This window comes from Tenacibaculum sp. SZ-18 (assembly GCF_002813915.1).
Classification (GTDB): domain Bacteria; phylum Bacteroidota; class Bacteroidia; order Flavobacteriales; family Flavobacteriaceae; genus Polaribacter.
The window spans coordinates 1,381,821-1,402,446 of the sequence record NZ_CP019335.1; the positions used below are offsets into that span (position 1 = coordinate 1,381,821).

The following is a 20,626-nucleotide window of genomic DNA, read 5'->3' on the forward strand; positions in this document are numbered from 1 at the left end:
TTATTTTATTTTAATTTTTGTATTTGTTAAAAAAAAGAGATGACATTAAGTTTATAAAGAACTGAACAAGAGTGTTTTGTTTTTTTGTTAGCTGGAAATACTCTTTATTTATTACAATGAAAATTTTGGTAATTCAGTTATAGAAATAAAAAAACCACAACATTTCGTTGTGGTTTTTATTTATGAAGTGGAATTATGAATTTTATCGATTTAATAAAAATTGATCAAATTCTCTTTTATATTTAGAGAAACTTAAAGTTTCTTTTAATCTATAAAATTGATCCTTATCAGGACAATTTTGATAACTTATTTTTAATAGGTTTAGTTTGTCTTTATCAAAACTAAACTCTTTAAGAATAATTTTAATTCTATTAATTGAAAAACAGTTACGTTCAAAATGTTGCTTTGCTAATTTTAGTTTTTCTTTGTTAAAATTCTCATCTTTTATAGAATTTAATACATAATTATATTCATTTTGAGATAAAGGTCTACAGTTACTAAAATTAGATCCTTGCTGATTAATTTGAGCGATTTCTCTATCAATAAATCTGATTAATCTTTGTTTTATATAATTCTCATTTATTAACTGTTCCGTGTAATAGAAATTTTCTAAATCAAATGAATAAGGAAAGGCAAATTGTAATAGTTCAAATCTGCTTCTGTTCGATTGTAAAGTTTCTGTAAGTTTCATAATTTGACTGGTACTGAAACAATTTCTAGAGATGATATCTTTCAATTCTCTTAAGTTTAAATTCGAGTTATTTCTTCTTCCATTTAAAATACTTCTGAATTGATATTCTGACAAAGGTTGATTACAAGCATTTGTTGTAACACCATGGTAATAATCCGCATTTGGATAATTAATTGTTGAAATAGTGTTTTGGTTTCCTTGAGTATTATGATATAACCTAACAGCGAAAGAAAAGCTATTGAAAAGATCATAAACTTGAAAAAAGTTTCTTTTATCAATTACTCTCGGATATGCATTCATACAAACTCTAAATTTTTGTCTATCGCTAGAAAAATATTTACAAGCGTCAAGTAATTCTGAAACGTAGATATCGTTATTAGAAGAATATCTTAACGCTTTATCTAAAACTGCTTCTATTGTATATTTATTCTGAGTAAGTTCATTCTTGAATGATTCGTATTTCGTCTTCTTTTGTCCAAATGATGAAACAACGAGACACATAGTTGATATTAATAGTATTCTTAGTTTCATAAGTTTTGTTTTTTAATTATCGGTTCCATACGTTCAAACAGCATGCCAATAATTTAAACTTAATTAAAAATTTGTTTTGTGTTTGTTTTATTAGTTTGATTTTCAGTGGTTTTATTTGATTAAAAAAACCACAACTTATGTTGTGGTTCTTATATTCTATTCAAATGTGGTAGTTTCTATTTTAAACTTCCAGTCATGTCTTCTGGTTTAACCCATTCGTCATATTGTTCAGCTGTAACGTAACCTAAATTAATAGCTTCTTCTTTTAAAGTAGTTCCGTTTGCGTGAGCAGTATTAGCAATTTCTGCAGCTTTGTAATAACCAATTTTAGTATTTAAAGCTGTAACCAACATTAAAGAGTTATTTACTAATTCGTTAATTCTTCCGTAATTAGGTTCAATTCCAGCAGCACAATTTACATCGAAGGATATACAAGCATCTCCAATTAATTGGGCAGATTGTAAAACATTAGCAGCCATCATTGGCTTAAATACGTTTAACTCATAGTGACCTTGAGTTCCTCCTACGGTAACCGCAACATCATTACCCATAACTTGAGCACAAACCATAGTCATAGCCTCTGCCTGTGTTGGGTTTACTTTTCCAGGCATAATAGAAGATCCTGGCTCATTTGCAGGAATAATTAATTCTCCAATACCAGAACGTGGACCAGAGGCCATTAAACGAATATCGTTTGCTATTTTATTTAAAGAAACAGCTAATTGTTTTAATGCTCCATGAGTTTCTACTAAAGCATCGTGTGCAGCTAAAGCTTCAAATTTATTTTCAGCAGTTATAAATGGTAAACCAGTAAAATCTGCAATATACTTGGCAACTAAAACGTCATATCCAGCAGGTGTATTTAATCCCGTTCCAACAGCAGTTCCACCTAAAGCTAATTGTCTTAAATGTGCTAATGAGTTTTGTAAAGCTTTTATACCAAAGTTTAATTGTGCTACATAACCGGAAAATTCTTGTCCTAAGGTTAGGGGAGTAGCATCCATTAAGTGCGTACGTCCAATTTTTACGACATCTTTAAAATCTTCAGATTTCTTTTGTAAAGTATCTCTTAATTGCTCAACACCAGGAATAGTAACTTCTACTATTTTCTTATACGCTGCAATATGCATTCCTGTTGGAAATGTATCATTTGAAGATTGTGATTTGTTTACATCATCATTTGGTTGAATCGTTTTTTCACCTTCACCAATTTTTTTTCCAGCAATTTCATGAGCTCTGTTTGCAACAACTTCGTTAACGTTCATGTTACTTTGAGTTCCAGAACCAGTTTGCCAAATAACTAACGGGAATTGATCATCGTGTTTTTTAGCTAAAATTTCATCACAAACTTGTGCAATTAAATCGCGTTTTTCTTCAGCTAAAACACCTAATTCACAATTAGTATAAGCAGCAGCTTTCTTTAAATAAGCAAAACCGTAAACAACTTCTAAAGGCATGGTTCCAGCAGGACCAATTTTAAAGTTATTTCTAGAACGCTCAGTTTGTGCTCCCCAGTACTTATCGGCAGGTACTTTTACCTCACCCATTGTGTCTTTTTCAATTCTATATTCCATTATTGTAATATTAATTTATAAATGGTTTCAAAGTTAATAAAACTAGTAGAATTGTTACTTTAAATAATTGTCGAAATATTTCATAAAAATGATAGATAATAAAGAAAATATATATTATTTTTGTCTCAATAATTATTTACTACAAAATTAAATGTTAGATTTTTCACAATTTTCAGGATTAGTATTATTCATGTTTATTTTTACAACTGGTTTTTGGTTGTTAATTTTTTTACTAACGTTTGTAGTTCCTTATTGGATAGGTGGAACTATTTGGGAAAACTTAAAATTAAAGAAAGAAGCTAAGAAAGCTGCTGAAGGAAAGTAGTTTTAAAATATATTATGAAAAGCCCGCAAATTTGCGGGCTTTTTTTATTTATAAGAATCAAAATTACATTATGAAAAATATAGTACTGTTCTTAATTAGTTTGATAATAATAAGTTTCCAAACTCCAAAGTCAGAAAAGAAGGAGAATATAGAGAGTTAATCTAGTTTCGCTCAACAAAAACAATTTATTGAAGATTATGCAAATGAAACACTGAAGAAAGGAAATGTAAATTCTATTTCTCTTGCGGTGTACAAGAATGGGGAGACGTATCATAATTTTTATGGCAAGATTAATGAAAATCAAGGAAAGCCTAATGATAGTACTCATTTTGAAATAGCTTCAATTTCAAAAGTATTTGCAGGATCTCTTGTTGCAAAAGCAGTTATCGAGAGGAAGATTCGATTAGATGATGATATTAGAAGTTTTTTAAAAGGAGAATATCCAAATTTAGAATTTGAAGGAATCCCTATTACGATAAAAAACCTATTAACCCATACTCTTGGGTTCAAAGAAAGGAGACCTCCAAAATTAGATAAGATTTGGAATGACGTATCTGAGGGTAAATATGAAGTTAAACCAATTGAGTATTCTATAGATGAATTTCTTGATGAACTAAAAACAGTAGAACTTGATAAGAAGCCAGGGACTTTTTATACCTATAACTCTGTTGGCTCTGAGTTAATAGCATACATTTTAGAACAGGTTTATAAAGATTCTTTTGAGAACATACTGGAATCTTTTTTGAAAAGTTTAGAAATGAATGACACATATTTAGAAGGTTGCAGAGAAGAAAGCAGATTTTTAATAACAGGTTATAATGATAAAGGAAATCAAGCTCCAAAAACAAGAAAAATACTCTTAGGTGCAGGAGGGGCCATGATTTCGACATTACCTGATTTGATTAAGTTTATGAAATTTCAATTAGAAAGCGAAGATCCATTAATCAAAGAATCCACAAAAGAGTTGTATTCAGACAGAGAAGGAGATAAAACGGATTATTTATGGGATGTTGATTTAGCAGAGGAAGAAGGATTTTATTACAAGAAAACTGGAACTTCAGATGGAGTTCAAAGTGTTTTACTTATTTGTCCTGATACAAATTATGGATTGATTTTAATCGTAAATAATACTTCAGAAAAAGCTTTTTATGATTGGGCAAATTTATATGATAGAATAGAGTCTGATTTGATAAAGTTCCCTCAAATTAATTTAGTTTCTACTTTAAAAAAAGATTTTATTAAAGAAACTGATAAAGCAATAGCAAACTACAAAAGTGAGGTTTTAAATAGTTCAAAGTATTTTTCGAAAGCTAGAGATTTGAATATTATAGGTTACCAATTATTAAATGAAAATAGAGTAGATGATGCTATCAAAGTATTTGAGTTAATGGTATCTGAATTTCCGGAAAATCCTTACGTATATGATAGTCTAGGCAAAGGATATTTTGAGAATAAGAATTATAAAAAAGCATTAGTAAATTATGAAAAATCTTTTGCTTCAGATGCTACCAATACAAATGCTAAAGATTATATTTTAAGGATAAGAAAATTATTAGAATAAAAGTAAAAAGGCATACAATTTGTGTGCCTTTTTACTTTTATAAATCCATATATTATCCACCAAATCCTTCACCGCCACCGTCATATTCTCTTTCTGGACGTTCTCTTTTTTTCTTTTGATTAAATCTATATGTAAAGTTTAAAGATATCTGACGTTCTCTCCATTGAAAGGCTCCGTCAACAATTGAGCTTGGGTTTTCTCTTTCTCCTAAATATGTAATACTTTCTCTCTTACGTGTATTAAACAAGTCACTAACATTTAAAACAAGAGTTGCTTTTTCTTTGAACAAATCTTTACTAAAAGCTAAGTTCGTTGAAAAAATACCCTCTCTATCTGATTGAGCAGAAGATTGTGGACCACGATATAATATACGAGTCTGCCATTGAATTTTTGCAGGTAGAGTAATTCTAGCATTAAAACGAGTGAACCAACTACTCTCATTTACTTCATCTAACTCTGTAGTTACTTCACTACCATTTGCTGCAGTATAAACATACGTAAATGGATCTGTATTAAATTTAAAAAAGTTGAAAGAAGCACTCAATCTAACTTTTTTACTAGGGTTGTAATTTGTTGTAAACTCAAAACCATATCTAGTTTCGTCGTTTAAGTTTACAGGTTGTCTTACAGTAATATCCGTAGGAACGCCTAAAATTGTTCTTTCCTCTAATATTGAAACACGTTGAATAATATTAGTAGAGTATTGATAATAAAGAGAAGCTCCTAAATTAAATTTACGGATTCTCGTATTGTAACCAAGATCAAAAGAACTTGTGAAAGTCGGATCTAAATCAGGATTTCCTCTAAAAACATTCGTGGCAGAACTTCTACTTTCGAAGGGATTTAAAAACCAATAACGTGGTCTTCTTAGTCTTCTGGCATATCCAAGAGTGAAATTATCATTCTCATTTAATTCATATCCAAAATTTATAGTAGGAAACCACTCGGTATAGTTTTTATCAGAAAACTGGTTGCTTGTAAGGACTAATAAATCAATATCAGTTATTTCTGAACGTAAACCTAATAAGTATGAGAATTTATTAATTTTACTACCATATTGCGCATAGAAGGCATAAATGTTCTGTTTGAAAGTAATAGCATTTGAAGGATCCTCAGGTAGAACATTTCCATTACCATCACGAACTCTAAAATCTGAAGAAAAATCCTGTAAATCTGATTTGTGTCCGATTTCAAATTGACTTTTCTCACCAAGTGGTAATACATAATCAATTTGTAATAGTTTAGTTTCCGTACTTGTTATTTGTGAGTTCTGCTCATTTAAAACATCGTCAACTGTAATTAAAGCAGGTTCATCCTGATCGCTATTTCCATATTGTAAATCAATATTTAATTTTTGACCCTTACCATCGAAATTGTTGGTGTAATTTAAAGAATATTGCTTGTCAACTCCGTCTTCTTTTTCATTTTCTATTCTTGTTTGCGTATCTATTCTTGTCAAGTTTGCATCAAAGAATTCAGTAAAGTTGGTAGCAATATCATCATCTTTAGATTTTCTGTAAAATACGGTTCCCGTTAAAGAACTATTTTTAGTTAAGTAATATTCTAAACCAATAGAACCATTAAAATTATTACTTCTTCTATCAAATACTCTATCTTCGTTTCGGTAGTCTGTAATGGCTCCTGTATCATCAAAATTTGTAAAGAAACTTTGAGAATTCCCTGGACCTTTTCTGTAACGATATCCTACATTAGAGAAAATATTAAATTTTTTAGTTCTATAATTTATATTTCCACCAAGTTGAAGTAAATCAGGATTACCAATTGTTGAGTTCAATGAACCGTTAAATCCAGTTATTTTTCCCTTACGTAAAATTATGTTTAAAATTCCCGCTGTTCCTTCAGCATCATACCTTGCAGATGGTGATGTAATAACTTCAACTTTTTCAATTGCATCTGATGGTAAATTACGTAAAGCATCAGTTCCATTTAGACCAACTAAAGCAGATGGCTTACCATCAATAAGAATTCTAACATTTTCATTACCACGCAAACTCACAGCTCCTTCAGCATCTACATTTACAGATGGAACATTATCTAAAACATCAGATGCATTTCCTCCTTTAATCGTCATGTCTTTTCCAACATTATAGATTTTTTTATCTAAACGAATCTCAACTGTAGATTTTTCAGCAATGATTTCAATTTCATCTAGAGCTTCTGCATCTTCAGAAAGTGTAATAATACCTAAATTAATGTTTTCTGAAAGCTGTTTTTGAGGAAGTTGTTTGGTGTTAAAACCAATAAATTCAACTTTTACATCATAAAGTCCTTTAGGAACGCTTATAGAAAAGTTACCTTTCAAATCTGTAACTCCTCCTGTTACTTTTTTTGTTTTTATGTCCGTTAGAATGAAGGTTGCATATTCTAAAGGCTGTTTAGTACTTGCTTCTATAATTTTTCCGCTTACACTAACTTTAGAGTCATTTTGTGCAAAAATGGTGGAGCAAACAAGTAAAAATAGAATAGTAATTTTATTCATTTCAGTAATGATTGTTAATTAATTACAATTTGACTGCGAAGTTCTATAAAGGTTTATTTACTTGATGTTAAAAGTGTGTTAAACAAAAAAGCTGCATTGTTAAACATAACAAATGCAGCTTTTTCGTAAGATATATTAACTTTTACTTTTTTCTGTTTTTTGTAGCGCGCTTTTGAGCTTCTTGCTGTTCTTGAGCTTGTTTCATAGCAGCATCAAGACGTTCCCTGAATTTACTCTTTTTTACAGGTTTCTTTTTATTCTCTTCAATTTGAGCATGAATCTTCGCCTCGTCAATTACATAGTTCTTAATTACAAGCATAATTGTGATTGTAAGTAAGTTAGATATAAAATAATACAAACTTAATCCACTTGCATAGTTGTTAAAGAAGAATAACATCATAATAGGAGAGAAGTAAATCATATACTTCATCATTTTACTCATATCAGGCATACCTTCTTGAGGAGGAGCTTGCATCGCCGATTGTTGGCTTTGATTCATCCTCATGTAGAAGAAGATTGCAATAGAAGCTAATATTGGGAATAAACTGATGTGATCCCCATAGAAAGGAATTTCGAAAGGTAATTTAGCAACAATATCATAAGATGATAAATCGTTAGCCCATAAAAATGCTTTTTGTCTAAAATCTATATTCGTTGGAAAAAACTTGAATAAAGCAAAAAATACCGGCATTTGAAGTAATGCAGGAATACATCCAGACATCATATTTACTCCAGCTTTTCGTTGTACCGCCATAATTTCTTGTTGACGTTTCATTGCATTTTCATTTCCTGGATATTTCTTGTTGATTTCTTCCATTTCCGGACGAATTACTTTCATTTTTGCACTGGACAAATAAGACTTGTAAAGTACAGGCGATAAAATAATTCTTGTAACAATTGTCATTAAAATGATGATAAGACCGTAGTTTCCAATAAATCCTTTTAAAAAGTTAAATACAGGGTAAAACACGGTTTTGTTCAAAAACCCAAAAATTCCCCAACCTAAATCAGAAATTTCTGCTAAGTCAGTTCCTTTATATGTTTTTAATAAATTATACTCAGTTGGTCCATAGAACCATTCCATGTTATAATTTAATTCCCCATTTTGTAAAGCTAGAGGTGTATTTAAACTATAAGTTTTAGTAAAAACAGAATCCTGATCTTCACCTAAATAATCAACTGATTTTAATTTTGCGTCGTTAAAAGGAGTTTCTGTAGATAAAACAGCTGAGAAGAAATGTTGCTTATAGGCTATCCAGTCAATATTACTAGCTACTTCATCATCTTTCATCTGTAAATACTCAACATCTCCATCTTCTTTATAATAATAGTATGAATACATATTTTCTGTACGCATACTCTTTTCTTTACGCAATGCTTGTAAATCCCAAGTTAAGTTAATTTGTTGTCCAGTGTTAATAACATTACTTAAGCCTTGGGAACGAACTGTAAATCCAATTCTGTAATCGTTTGGTTTAATCTCGTATCGATATTCTAAAAATTTAGTTTTAGAGACTTTTAATTTCATCGAAAGAATTGTGTTCTCTCCATTTTTAGTTAATTCGGGATTAAATAATAAATCCTTCGTATTTAAGATTCTGTTATCTGTAGTACCGAAAGTAATATTAAAAGATGCATTTTTATCTTTTACAATATGAAGTGGTAAAGAGTCGTAAGTTTTGTAGTTTTTAATTAAGGCTTCTTTAATTTGACCACCTTTATTACTAACAATCAATTTTACTAATTCATTTTCAATTGTAGTATCGCCTTCATTTGTTTTAGCCGCTCCATAAGCGAATGCACCCAATTGATTTTGTAAAGCGATTTGTTTTAAAGAATCATTAGCAATTGTATTATCCGTTAATACAGGTGTGCTTGTTTCTTTCGCAACTGTTTGTTCAGTTTGTGTTGTTTCAGTTTGTTCTTCTTCAACTGCAGGTTTATTAGAATTCATCCACCAAAGTAGAATCCCTCCTAATAACAACATTCCTATAAAAGAGTTAAAGTCAAATTTTTTTTCTTCCATCGATAAATATTAAATGTCAACTTGTCATTTCTCAAAAGTTGGTTGAGAAAAACGCGACAAATGTAGCAAAACTACGCCGTTTTTTAGCTGTTTAGTTATAATTAATTTATTTCTTCTATATAGCACAATTGGTATTCCATTTTTTATTTTTGTTACACATATTTTCTTTTTAACATGAAAAAATATACTATTCAAAAGTCACCATTTGTGATTCCAACAACAGATGGGAAATTAATAGAAGAGCATTTTGGGAATGCTACTACCAAAGAAACTAAAATAAGTATTGCACATATGGTTGCACCTCCAGGATGGAGTGAACCTTTTCAAACACCAGAATTTGAGGAGTATACTTATATTATTAGAGGGAAGAAGCAATTTATTGTGGATGGAGACACCGTTGTTTTGGAAGCGGGAGAATCAATTAAAATCGAGAAAAATGTAAGAATTCAGTACTCTAACCCTTTTAAAGAAGAATGCGAGTACATAGCGATTTGCTTACCCGCATTTTCTATGGATTTGGTAAATAGAGAAGAGGAATGAACTCATTCCTCTTCATCATCACCTTCTATTTGATCTACAATTGCATCCTTAATTTTATCTTTATTGTCGTTATACAATTTTAACCATTTGTCCCATGTTTTCTTTTTTGCGTTAACTTCGTTCACGGTTAATTGTATTGATGCAATTTGATATTTTGTTGAAATAAATCTGTAAATATCATTTTTTGTAGGCGTAAATTTTGCTTTTGCTCCTCCAGGTGTTATTTTTTTTAATTCGATTGTTTTTAAATCAATGCTTTGTAGAAATCCATCTTCGTCAAAATAATTAACTTTAAAATCTAGAAGTACATTTACCTTATGGTGTTTCTTTTTTAATTTAACACCAGTGTACTTATATAAATAACCATCAAATTTTAGAATTTTGAATTGATCATTATCTGGATTATTATGGATTGAAAATTCAAAAGTTTGATTCATAGAGTCAATAACTATCTTATTACTATCAGGTTTTTCGCTATGATTGAAATAGTAAAGTTTTTCATTATCCAACTTTTTAAAGTCAATAGTTGTTTTTAAAGAAATAAATTTTTGTTCTGCGCTATTTTCTTTAGCAAATTTTTCAGGCTTATATACGACAGTACCAATATGATTAATTACTTCCTTAACAATAATAATAGCTGCTTGAGTTCCTATGGTTTTAATACCAACACTATCTATCTCCTTTAATTTTATTTTAGACCCTAGGACTAAAGTTGATTTTGGTTTTATTCGCCCTATTTCGCCTATACCATTAGAATTTTTATAATAATACGTTGTTGTTTTTTGGGGTTTCTTTTTTTTAGTATTTGTTGAAGTTTGACTAAATGCACTTATTGAAAATAAGATTAAAAATGAAAGTAAAAGTTTACTTGAATTCATGGAAAATTAAATTAGTTAGTAACGCTTAAAAATAAATTATTTTTCAGTACAGCCTTTACCTAGTAATAGGTAAATAAAAAAGGATTGCAAGAAGAAATTCTTACAATCCTTAATTTTTTTGGTTGATTTTTTAACTTAAATATTAAGCCTCGTTATATCCTCCATTACCATCACAAACTAAAATTCCACAGTGATCGTATTGACATCTTTCTCCGTTCATTGCTGTTTTACAGAACCTGATACATTTTTGCCTTGGATCTATTATAGTAAATCTTCCTCCAGTGATTTCTTGTTGGGCAACTTTACTTAATGTTTTTCCGAAATTTAAAATGTTATTTTTCATTTTAGAATAATTTATTTTGTTAATTAAGGTAAAGGTTGTGAAGATTAAAGCCTTTTACAATAGTGATTGTAAAAGCGTATCTCTTTTTTTCAAATTCGTTGAGGTAATTTTTAAGTAAATGATTTTACAATCATTTACAAATTGATAGAATCAAAAAAAGCTACCATCGGTAGCTTTCTTATATTATTTTAGTATTTTAAATTTAAGGTAAAAAACTTAAAAAATTGAGATTATACTCATCATATTTACATTTACTAATGGTGCGCACTGGTCGTGCAACAATAACAAAATCTCTAGGAGTATTTAAATAAGATGTATTAATTGTACTAATTGTAGTTACACCATAAATGTCAGTATCATCTGTAATAATTGTATTGTGTTTAAATCCATCATTAAAGTTACTAGTGTTTAGTGGATGGGCAGTTGATGTAATAGAGTTATTATCAACATTTGAAATTAAAGGACTAAATCCTTTTGGGAAATACAATTCAATGCAATGATCAACCAATATTTCATTCCAGAAGATATCGAAAATTTGATCTCCTGGATATGGAGAAGAACAAATTTGTGAATTGTCTTCGCAAGTTTTTATCGGTCGAGGAGGGGTTTGAATTCCGGGAAGAGTATTGTGTACAATTTGATTCGAATTGTTAGACCCTGAATAGTTCTCTAATTCTTGAATAAACTTCGTTTTAAAATTAGAATTGACATTAGGTCCTAATAACTCTTGTATAGAAACAGCATTCCTCCCTTGAAGAATCGAATACATTTCCATTCTCAATATCGGATTATTCATTATTGCTCTAGTACTAATAAAAGAAACCCATTGTAATGTTTTTTCAAAATTATCATTTTCTTGAGAAGTGGGATGCATTAAACCACGCGCAACTGATTCTTGTTTTGAGTTAAATTTATTTTCAGATTCAATTAGTTCGGTTTCATTATTACAACTTAAGGCAACAAAAAGGAGGAATAATAAAGGTTTTTTAAGATTCATTTATATGGAATTTAACTTATTGTATGAAACGAAAATAAATATAGAACAGTTGCGAAAAATGCTAGTGTAATCTAAAATTTCATATTCGTTACTGAAAATTTCATTTTTGTAAATGAATTTAAAAAATTTTTTGAAGTGTGTATTCTTTTCTTCTTGCTGCTACTGGAATTTTATCTCCCGTTTTTAGTATTAAAAATCCTTGTTTTTGATACTTAACAACTTTGTTTTTATTTACTATATACGATTGATGACAGCGAACAAATGTACTTTCTGATAGAAGTTCTTCTATTTTCATCATGGATTTTGAAACCACAATTTTTTCAGACAAAATAGTATAAAAAGTGGTATAATTTCCATCAGATTTACAATAAAGAATATCATCTTCATTTATTGCGAAGACTGTATTTGAGGTTCTAAGAATTATACGTTTATTTAAACCGTTGTAATAGTCGTTTGATACTTTTATAAGTTGTTCAATGTTATTGTCAGAACTCATATTGTTAATCGCTTTTTTAACTGCTGTTTTGAATTCTTCATCATCTACAGGTTTTAGGATATAATCTAATGCACCAACTTTTATCGCTTTTATTGCATGAGTATCGAATCCTGTGATAAAAATTACTTGAATATTTTTGTTTCTAATTTGCTTCAACACATCGAAACCCGTTCCATCTCCTAAATCAACATCTAATAATAACAAGTCAGGATTATATTTTTCTATTTCAATTTTAGCTTCTGCGACACTAGAAGCTTCAGAAACAATTGTAATTTCTTTAGGAAAGTTTGAGGTTAACCGATCAATTATATCTGATCTTACAAGTTTTTCATCATCAATAACAATAACATTAATCATTCTTAGTCAATTTAAATGGGATTTTAAAAGATACAATTACGCCAGTTTCGTTCGTGTTTAGTGTATTTTTATCAGTAATTTGTATTCCTTTTCCTGTTGATTTTTTTAAATAATCATGTATTAATTCCAATGAAGTGGATTTTTTAATTTCTAAATTTTTAGATTGTAAACCACGACCATTATCTTCAATTTTACATTCAAGAAAACTTTTCTTTTGTGTAAGAGTTAATACAAGTTTTCCTTTATAATTAATGCCATTAAAACCGTGTTCTATACTGTTTTCTATCATAGGTTGTATAAGCATTGGAGGAATGAAAATAAAGCTATCTTCCTCTAAATTATTCAATTGAATATAAAAATTGAATTTATCAGGGAATCGTACTTGTTGTAATGCATAATATTCTTTTAAAGCTTTCAGTTCATCTTTAAAAAGCACATAGTTTTGAGTTGAATTTTCTAAAATTAAACGTAATAATCTAGAAAACTTTATAAGGTAATTTTTAGCCTTTAAAGGCGTGTCCTTAATTAAATTTTGAATGGTGTATAAGGTATTAAATGTAAAATGCGGATTCATTTGTGATCTTAATAAACGCTGTTGCATCTGCAAGCTTTGTTTTTTGACTTTATACATTCGTTGTCTGTAAAAGAATATACTCAAAATAATTAGGATCGAAACTATTATGACTAATGTAAATAACCGTTTAATACTTTTAATTTCAATATCTTTTTTTTCTGCTAAAATTTCATTTTCCTTTTTTAAGGCTTTTTCTAAAGCAACTAAATCTTCTTTATATTTTTTCGTGTATTGATCCTTTTGGTAATTAAAAATACTATCCAGACTGTTACTTAGTTTTGTAGGATCCTTATCTGTTACTACTGCTAATTCTAATTGTTTTTGTAAGATACTCCTCAAGACCGTTTCATTATCATTTTTAGAATTTAAATAAAAGGCAGAATCTAGATAGGTATAGGCTTTATTATATTTTTTTAAAGCGAAATAAGCCTCAGATATATTATAGTATAATCGAGCTTTTTGATCTGCTGAAGTTCTGTTTTTAGAAACTTTTTTTAGATGATATAAGCTTTTAATGAAGAAATCCAATGATGTCTTGAACTTATTTTCATCAAAGGTTTGAATGCCATATCTGTTGTACAAGTTATACTTTGTGGTTTCATTTAAACGATTCTCAATATTAAGTAAACTGTCCAGTAATTTGAAAGCTCTATTTTTATTTTTTAATTGATATTCGTATTCCGATTGAAATATTATTGCTTCTCTAACAGAGGGCATGGTATTAGGAATATTACTGTACGCTTTTATTTGTTTTTTATTGTAAAAGATAGCTTGTTTGAAGTCTTCATTCGCTTTATACGTATTTTCAAATAAATAGTTAACAAACACTTGATTATTATAGTCTTTGTCATCCAATAAGCTTTCTAATTTGTTGACTATAGAAATACAATCGCCATATTTTCCTTGAGAATAATACACATACCAACTTTGGTAGAAGTAATCTATTTCACGATCGTATTGTAAAGAATCACCACTAAAATCAGTGGCTTTATGAGAATAATGAGCAGCGCTGTCCATTATCCCTTTGCCATAAAAGTAAGCGCCTAGCGCAAAATTGTTTTCCGCTTTTAAAGAATCAGACAATTCAGGAAAATGCTTAATGAGTTCAACTCCTTTCTTTAGAAAGTAATAGGCAGAATCTTTATTTTTAGTTGATTTTTGTTGTAATTCTATTAAGTTAGTTTTCGCTTGCCTACTATCTCTTACTTGGTCATTACAAGATAAATAAAGAAGAATAAAAACTACGAAGAAAATACTTTTCGACATCATTAAAAATAATAATGTACTAATGTATAAAATTAATAATTGATACTTAGATTATTATTGAAGACAAATGAAGTAGAGGAGAAGGAGTTATTTTAGAATTGATATTTCATGTCAATTGAATATTTAACCAACTCATTTCCATTTTTTAAATTCAATTTTCGAATCATGTTTTTACGATGAGTATCTACTGTGGTTTTTGCTATAAATAAATTTTCAGCAATCTCCTTAGATGTATGTCCGTTTGCAATTAATTGAAGGATTTCCTTTTCTCTATTTGAAAGAACTACTTTGTCAGATCTTCCTACCATAACATTTTGATCTATGTAGTTATTCATAAAATTAAAGGCAACATTAGGATCAAAAAAAGTATTTCCTTCAGAGATCGTGGTAATAGCTTTAGAGAGCATTTTAATTCCAGAATTTTTTAATAAGTAACCTGATGCTCCAGCGTCTAGCATTTGTTTTATGGCATCTGGTTGATCAAACATTGTTAATGCTAAAACATGTATGTGAGGAAGTTTGGTTTTTATAATTTTAGTTGCTTCGATTCCATCCATTCTTGGCATTCGAATATCCGTAATTACCAACTTTGGTTGTTTTAAAAGTACAAGTTTTACTAAATCGTCACCATTATTAACAGTTCCAATTATATTTATATTTTCGTCGTATTCGAAAAATGATTTCACACCATCAATTAGCATTTGATGATCTTCAGCCATAGCTATTGTTATCATAGTTAATCGTTCTTTTAATCAAATATAGAAAATGAGTAGGTCATATAAATACTTACAAATGGGTATTAGGTAGGTATATTAATTATAATAGAAGTTCCTCTGTTTATAACGGAATCAATTTGAAATGTTCCGGACAAATGTTCTATTCTTTTTTTAATAGATCCGATTCCCATACTATTTTCATAATTTATGTGTTTAGGATAAAAGCCTTTACCATTATCTTCGATAATAATATTTAAATTATCCTCAAATAGAGATATATTAATAGTTGCCTCTGTGGCTTCAGCATGTTTCATAATATTGGTAATTAATTCTTGAATGATTCGAAACGCTGTTATTTCACTACTGGTATCAATTCGCTGATCTAGACCAAAGTCTACAATTTCAATTTTCAATTTATTTGCAGACGAAATTTTTTCAGCCATTATTTTTATGGCAACCAATAACCCTTGATTGGCAATAACACCAGCGTTTTTTGCATGAGCAATACTTCTTACTTTTAAATAAGTTTCATCAATTAACTTCTCAGTTTTATTATACAATTCTTCTTGATTGAAATGTTTTTTCTCTCTATTTAATTTTAAGTTTTCGAAATGAAGCTTTAGGGTTGCTAAAACACTACCAATATTATCGTGTAAATCTTCTGCAATACGAATGCGTTCTTTTTCTTGGCCTTCTACCATTGCATTAATTGTAGTTATTTCTTGTTCCTTTAAAAGAGTCAGATTTTTTTGTTTTTCTAATTCTTTTTGTTGTTCAGCTAATAAGCGCTTTTTACGTGAGTTCTTAAGATTCAAATAAGCGATTAAGCTTCCCAAAACGATAAAAATTCCACCAATAACAAAGATTAATTGATATTGCTTTCTTTTAGCCTTTAATTCTAAATTCTCTTTTTCTTTTTCCTGCGCTTTATGTTGTTCTGTATTAAAAGAAACGGTTGCTGCATTCCTTAATAGTTCAATACTATCACGAAGTATATTACTTTTTTTCAGAGATAATAATGAACTATCGTGTTTTTTTAAAAGTTCGTAGTTTCTAGAGGCTAATTTATGAGCTTTCATAGCACCTAAATATCGCATTTCTTTTATGTCTAAGTTAAATGCTTCTTGAAGTTTATCATTTGAATTATTTAGTCTATCCTTTTTACTATTTACAAAAGCTTCATTTATCAGTAAATCAAATAACTTATTTTTAAAAAATTGTAGGTTTCTGTGTTTATTATAAATATTCCTTGCTTTTCTATAATAAAATAAAGAACTATCGAGTTCTTCAAAGTAGACATCATGAGTAACACCTATTAGATTATAAAACTCAGCTTCAATAAATAGATTTTTTGTTTTTTTACAAAAATGAATATTCTCATGAAACTGAGAAAGTATATTTTTCGGTAATGTTCCTTTTGTTTTAAAATTTTTCTGTAAAATATATGAAAGCCTAAAATACTTAGCCCTCGCTTTTTGATGGTCAGTATTTGCAAAGGATAAATATTCATCAGAATAATGATTAAAATACTTTAAATAGTCTTTATTTTCAAAAGTAATACAGTATTTATTAATTCTATTTAAGCTTTCACAAACTAATGTTGAATCATTCACTTCAAGAGCTTTCTTGTAAGCCTTAAAGTATTGTTGAAATGCATTCGATTCTTTTTTAAAGTAAATTTCATTTCTAATACTATCACCTTTTATTAAATAAAGAAAAATTGAATCTTTTTTACTGGTAATGGTATTCTTTAATTTTATTTTCAGAATGCTATCAAAATTGGAATTAGCGATTAATTCAGCTTGCAATCTTAAAAACAAAGATTCAATATTATTTCCCTCAAAATTTAAATCGTATCTATAAAGTTTATCGATACGATTTTTAAAATTTTGACAATTGGTAGGAGTAAAACTTAAATAAATTATTATGAGTAAAAGTTTTCTCAATCTTAATTTGTTTGCTCAGGTGTATACATATATCGGCACATTCTTCCACAGCACCACTTGTCTCTACTAGGTTTGTCATCTAGGTAATTGGTTTCATCTATGACACCAAAAAGAGTATGGATTTTGATATGACTATCGTATTCCTCACCGGATTTAAAAACAAAACTACAATTAGATGTTAATGCTGTGTCTTCTTTTGAAAATAAAGATACCCCAATATCAAAGGTAAAAAAATCAGTTTCTGGATCAAACGTCACTTTTTTTAGATAAAAGTTTACTGGCCCACCAAAATTTGCTATTTTAAATTGGGCTTTCTTAATTGAATCATTTTTACAATCAAATTTACCTAATATTGCGTAATTTGTACCGAAAGTTTTAGTAGTATGTAGTACTTGAAATTCTGATAAGTAAGGATTGATATTATAGTAAACATCTTCTTCTATATTACTGGGTCTCTCAAAAATGGAGTAGCCAAAATAAAGTGTTAAAATAGAAGTTAATATTAGTAAGGTGTTTTTGATTTTGTTTTTCATAATTTTAAAATTAGTACATTTAAATATAAAAATTTGATATAGATTAATATTACCTACAACTAGGTAATTTTATCTCTCTAAATATAAGTAGATAATTTTAATGTAAAGTAAAAATGGTAAGAAGTATACCTAAAAGAATAGCCGCAAATTTTTGAAAATTGAATTTATGGTTCTCTGAGCTTTCAAATAAAATAATTGTTGAAATATGTAAAAACACCCCTATTATTAAAGCTGTTATTTCTTGATTAAACTGTTGAAACCAAGTGTTGTTTTCCCCTAAAAAGTAACCGAAAGGACTCATTAAACTAAACATAAAAAGGAAAGTAAAAGTTTTTGTCTTTGAGAAATTACAATGTAATAAGAAGGTAGTTAAAATAATAGCTACAGGAATTTTATGGACAACTATAGCCCATAACAAATTGTCATTAGCACTATGTATAGGTAATCCTTCTGAAAATGCATGTAACGATAAACTTACGAAAAGTAGCCATGGAAAAGAATTTGTGCTTGAATGTAAATGAACGTGTCCATGTTCTGCTCCTTTTGAAAAAGATTCTAAAACAGATTGGATTAAAATTCCAACTAAAATTAAAATACCTAAAGTATGAAGCCGATGTTCATCTTGATTTCCAGAGTAAACTTCTGGCAGTAAATGTAATATGGTTACCGATAATAAGTATGCCCCACTGAAGGATAATAATAATCTAGTGTAGAGTTTATTAGGTTTTTTGTAGAGCACAAATGCACCACCTAAAAGTACTGATCCAATTAAGAGAAAGTAAGTCATTTATTTTGCAATCAAGATTAATCGACTCGAGTTATCCTCATCAAATTTGTTCAAATTGTAGTCTCCAAAAGTATTTATAATTGTTAAACCAATACTTTCAAAATAATATTGCATCTTATCAAAATCCAAAAATTTGACTTTTTCAGTATACGATTGTATTTCTCCATTTGCATAGAAAGAAATGTGCTTTAAAATAAAGCCATCTTTTATTTCTCTTTCAATATTAAAGATAATTCCATCAATTTCCTTAGTTTCTTTTTCAACAAGGTTCTTTTTAGTTTTTTGAACATTTAAAAAATCAAGAACAATAACACCAGATTCTTTTAAACCTGATTTCATTGCTTTTAAAACTTTTAAATCTTCGGCATCATCGTCAAAGTATCCAAAGCTTGTAAATAAATTGAAAACAGCATCGTATTTGTGCTCCAGTGATTTACGCATGTCCCAAACTTCAAAATAAAGTGATTCATTTTCAAATTGTTTGGCATATTCGATGCTATTTTTACTTAAATCTCCACCTGTGACACGATATCCTAGGGTATTCAAATAAATAGAATGTCTTCCCTTTCCACAAGGCAAATCTAGGATATGAGAATTCTTAGGAAGCTCTAAATAATTTGTAATATTCTTCATAAAAAGTTGCGCGTCATTATCATCTCTATGCTTGTAAAGTATATGATAATATTGTGTGTCAAACCACGAAGTAAACCAATCTTTTGTCTTCATAAGGATAAGTTGGACGCAAAAGTAATGAAAACTTACAGTTTTAAATGTATTTTTGTAGCCTTAAATATCATGAATGGATAAAGATTTTAAAATGGTAGCTACTACCATTTCTGGACTTGAAAGCGTTTTGGCTGATGAACTCAGGAAGTTAGGAGCAAGAGAAGTTAAAGAAGGAATTCGTAGTGTTTATTTTAGGGGAGATAAAGGTTTTATGTATAAAGCCAATATTGCTTTAAGAACCGCTATACGTATTTTGAAGCCAATTAAAAGAAGCAAGGTTTTCGATGAAGAAGATTTATATGAGGCAATTCAGCGTATTAAATGGGAACGTTTTTTAGATGTTGATGGAACATTTGCTATAGATGCGGTTGTATTTTCAAGAAATTTCACAACAAATTCTCATTATATTTCTTTAAAATCAAAAGATGCTGTTGCTGATTATTTCATGTTTAAATATAAGAAGCGCCCAAATGTTGATTTAAAAACACCTGATGTAAAAATTCATATCCATATTCATAAAGAGTGGTTGACAATTTCTCTAGATAGTTCTGGTGATTCTTTACATAAAAGAGGGTATAGAAGTGCAACGAATATTGCACCTATTAATGAAGTTTTAGCAGCTGGTTTGGTATTATTATCAGGTTATAAAGGGGAAGAGAATTTTATTGATCCAATGTGTGGTTCTGGTACACTTTTAATTGAAGCTGCCATGATCGCCAATAATATTCCTGCAAATATTAATCGTAAGCATTTTGCTTTTGAAAACTGGAAAGATTATGATGAGGATTTATATTTTGTAATTCAAGATTCCCTTCTTAAAAAGATAAGAAACTCTCATTTTAAAATAATGGGATTTGATAAAGCACCTTCAGCAGTAAAAAAAGCAAGACAAAATATTATTAATGCGAATTTAGAAGAGTTTATCGGTGTACATCATGTTAACTTCTTTAATTCTAAGAAAGAAGTGTTTGGTAAAACAACGATATTATTTAATCCACCTTATGGAGAGCGTTTAAATATCAATGTTGAGGAATTTTACAGAAGTATTGGCGATACACTTAAACATGGTTATCCAAATTCCACAGCTTGGTTAATAACCTCAGATATTTCAGCATTGAAATTTGTAGGATTAAGAACTTCCAAAAGAGTTCCTATAAAAAATGGTGATTTAGATTGCCGCTTTGTAAGGTATGAATTGTACGAAGGAAGTAAAAAACTAAAAAAAGAAGTGCCTAATTAAGCACTTCTTTTTTTTTATA

The 20,626-nt window shown here is 29.0% G+C and carries 18 protein-coding genes; 4 read left to right on the forward strand and 14 right to left on the reverse strand.

Annotated features, from left to right (window positions below; genetic code table 11):
• Positions 1-202: 202 nt before the first annotated feature.
• Positions 203-1,222: a DUF4476 domain-containing protein gene (locus BTO06_RS06350; RefSeq protein ID WP_100924499.1), complete on the reverse strand. Its 1,020-nt coding sequence runs from the start codon at positions 1,220-1,222 to the stop codon at positions 203-205.
• Between the two features lie 176 nt (positions 1,223-1,398).
• On the reverse strand, positions 1,399-2,796 hold the full coding sequence (fumC, locus tag BTO06_RS06355) for a class II fumarate hydratase (RefSeq protein ID WP_100924500.1): 1,398 nt from the start codon (positions 2,794-2,796) through the stop codon (positions 1,399-1,401).
• A 151-nt stretch (positions 2,797-2,947) separates the two neighbouring features.
• Between fumC and BTO06_RS18670 the strand changes: the two genes are divergently transcribed.
• The gene (locus BTO06_RS18670) at positions 2,948-3,121 is read left to right on the forward strand and encodes a hypothetical protein (RefSeq protein ID WP_198517136.1); all 174 of its coding nucleotides are present in this window, start codon (positions 2,948-2,950) and stop codon (positions 3,119-3,121) included.
• Positions 3,122-3,368: 247 nt separating this feature from the next.
• The gene (locus BTO06_RS06360) at positions 3,369-4,682 is read left to right on the forward strand and encodes a serine hydrolase domain-containing protein (RefSeq protein ID WP_232731528.1); all 1,314 of its coding nucleotides are present in this window, start codon (positions 3,369-3,371) and stop codon (positions 4,680-4,682) included.
• 52 nt (positions 4,683-4,734) lie between these two features.
• Here BTO06_RS06360 and BTO06_RS06365 read toward each other — a convergent pair whose 3' ends face one another.
• Entirely contained in the window at positions 4,735-7,182 is a 2,448-nt protein-coding gene (locus BTO06_RS06365; protein WP_100924502.1) for a TonB-dependent receptor domain-containing protein, read from the reverse strand.
• Positions 7,183-7,324: 142 nt separating this feature from the next.
• A complete protein-coding gene (yidC, locus tag BTO06_RS06370) occupies positions 7,325-9,208 on the reverse strand; it encodes a membrane protein insertase YidC (protein ID WP_100924503.1) in 1,884 nt (627 codons plus the stop codon).
• A gap of 174 nt (positions 9,209-9,382) precedes the next feature.
• Here yidC and BTO06_RS06375 point away from each other — a divergent pair, with 174 nt between their 5' ends.
• Positions 9,383-9,748, forward strand: coding sequence for a cupin domain-containing protein (locus BTO06_RS06375; RefSeq protein ID WP_100924504.1), 366 nt, complete (start codon positions 9,383-9,385; stop codon positions 9,746-9,748).
• 2 nt (positions 9,749-9,750) lie between these two features.
• Here BTO06_RS06375 and BTO06_RS06380 read toward each other — a convergent pair whose 3' ends face one another.
• The 10 genes from BTO06_RS06380 to BTO06_RS06425 form a co-directional block, all read right to left on the reverse strand.
• Positions 9,751-10,626: a hypothetical protein gene (locus BTO06_RS06380; RefSeq protein ID WP_100924505.1), complete on the reverse strand. Its 876-nt coding sequence runs from the start codon at positions 10,624-10,626 to the stop codon at positions 9,751-9,753.
• Positions 10,627-10,768: 142 nt separating this feature from the next.
• On the reverse strand, positions 10,769-10,969 hold the full coding sequence (locus BTO06_RS06385) for a hypothetical protein (protein WP_100924506.1): 201 nt from the start codon (positions 10,967-10,969) through the stop codon (positions 10,769-10,771).
• 202 nt (positions 10,970-11,171) lie between these two features.
• Entirely contained in the window at positions 11,172-11,966 is a 795-nt protein-coding gene (locus BTO06_RS06390; RefSeq protein ID WP_100924507.1) for a hypothetical protein, read from the reverse strand.
• A 118-nt stretch (positions 11,967-12,084) separates the two neighbouring features.
• Complete coding sequence (locus BTO06_RS06395) at positions 12,085-12,819, reverse strand: LytR/AlgR family response regulator transcription factor (RefSeq protein ID WP_100924508.1); 735 nt, start codon at positions 12,817-12,819, stop codon at positions 12,085-12,087.
• A complete protein-coding gene (locus BTO06_RS06400; RefSeq protein WP_157811761.1) occupies positions 12,812-14,659 on the reverse strand; it encodes a histidine kinase in 1,848 nt (615 codons plus the stop codon). Before BTO06_RS06400 ends, BTO06_RS06395 begins: the two co-directional genes overlap by 8 nt.
• A gap of 92 nt (positions 14,660-14,751) precedes the next feature.
• Positions 14,752-15,393: a response regulator gene (locus BTO06_RS06405; protein ID WP_198517137.1), complete on the reverse strand. Its 642-nt coding sequence runs from the start codon at positions 15,391-15,393 to the stop codon at positions 14,752-14,754.
• A 65-nt stretch (positions 15,394-15,458) separates the two neighbouring features.
• Complete coding sequence (locus BTO06_RS06410; protein ID WP_100924510.1) at positions 15,459-17,321, reverse strand: sensor histidine kinase; 1,863 nt, start codon at positions 17,319-17,321, stop codon at positions 15,459-15,461.
• Positions 17,322-17,323: 2 nt separating this feature from the next.
• Positions 17,324-17,854, reverse strand: a complete 531-nt coding sequence (locus BTO06_RS06415; protein ID WP_100924511.1) for a hypothetical protein — start codon at positions 17,852-17,854, stop codon at positions 17,324-17,326.
• Between the two features lie 97 nt (positions 17,855-17,951).
• Positions 17,952-18,641, reverse strand: coding sequence for a ZIP family metal transporter (locus BTO06_RS06420; protein WP_100924512.1), 690 nt, complete (start codon positions 18,639-18,641; stop codon positions 17,952-17,954).
• Positions 18,642-19,367 (reverse strand): class I SAM-dependent methyltransferase, encoded by a 726-nt coding sequence (locus BTO06_RS06425; protein ID WP_100924513.1) that lies wholly within the window; start codon positions 19,365-19,367, stop codon positions 18,642-18,644.
• A gap of 73 nt (positions 19,368-19,440) precedes the next feature.
• On the opposite strand from BTO06_RS06425, the gene BTO06_RS06430 reads away from it, so the two are divergent.
• Complete coding sequence (locus BTO06_RS06430) at positions 19,441-20,607, forward strand: THUMP domain-containing class I SAM-dependent RNA methyltransferase (RefSeq protein ID WP_100924514.1); 1,167 nt, start codon at positions 19,441-19,443, stop codon at positions 20,605-20,607.
• Positions 20,608-20,626: the final 19 nt, after the last annotated feature.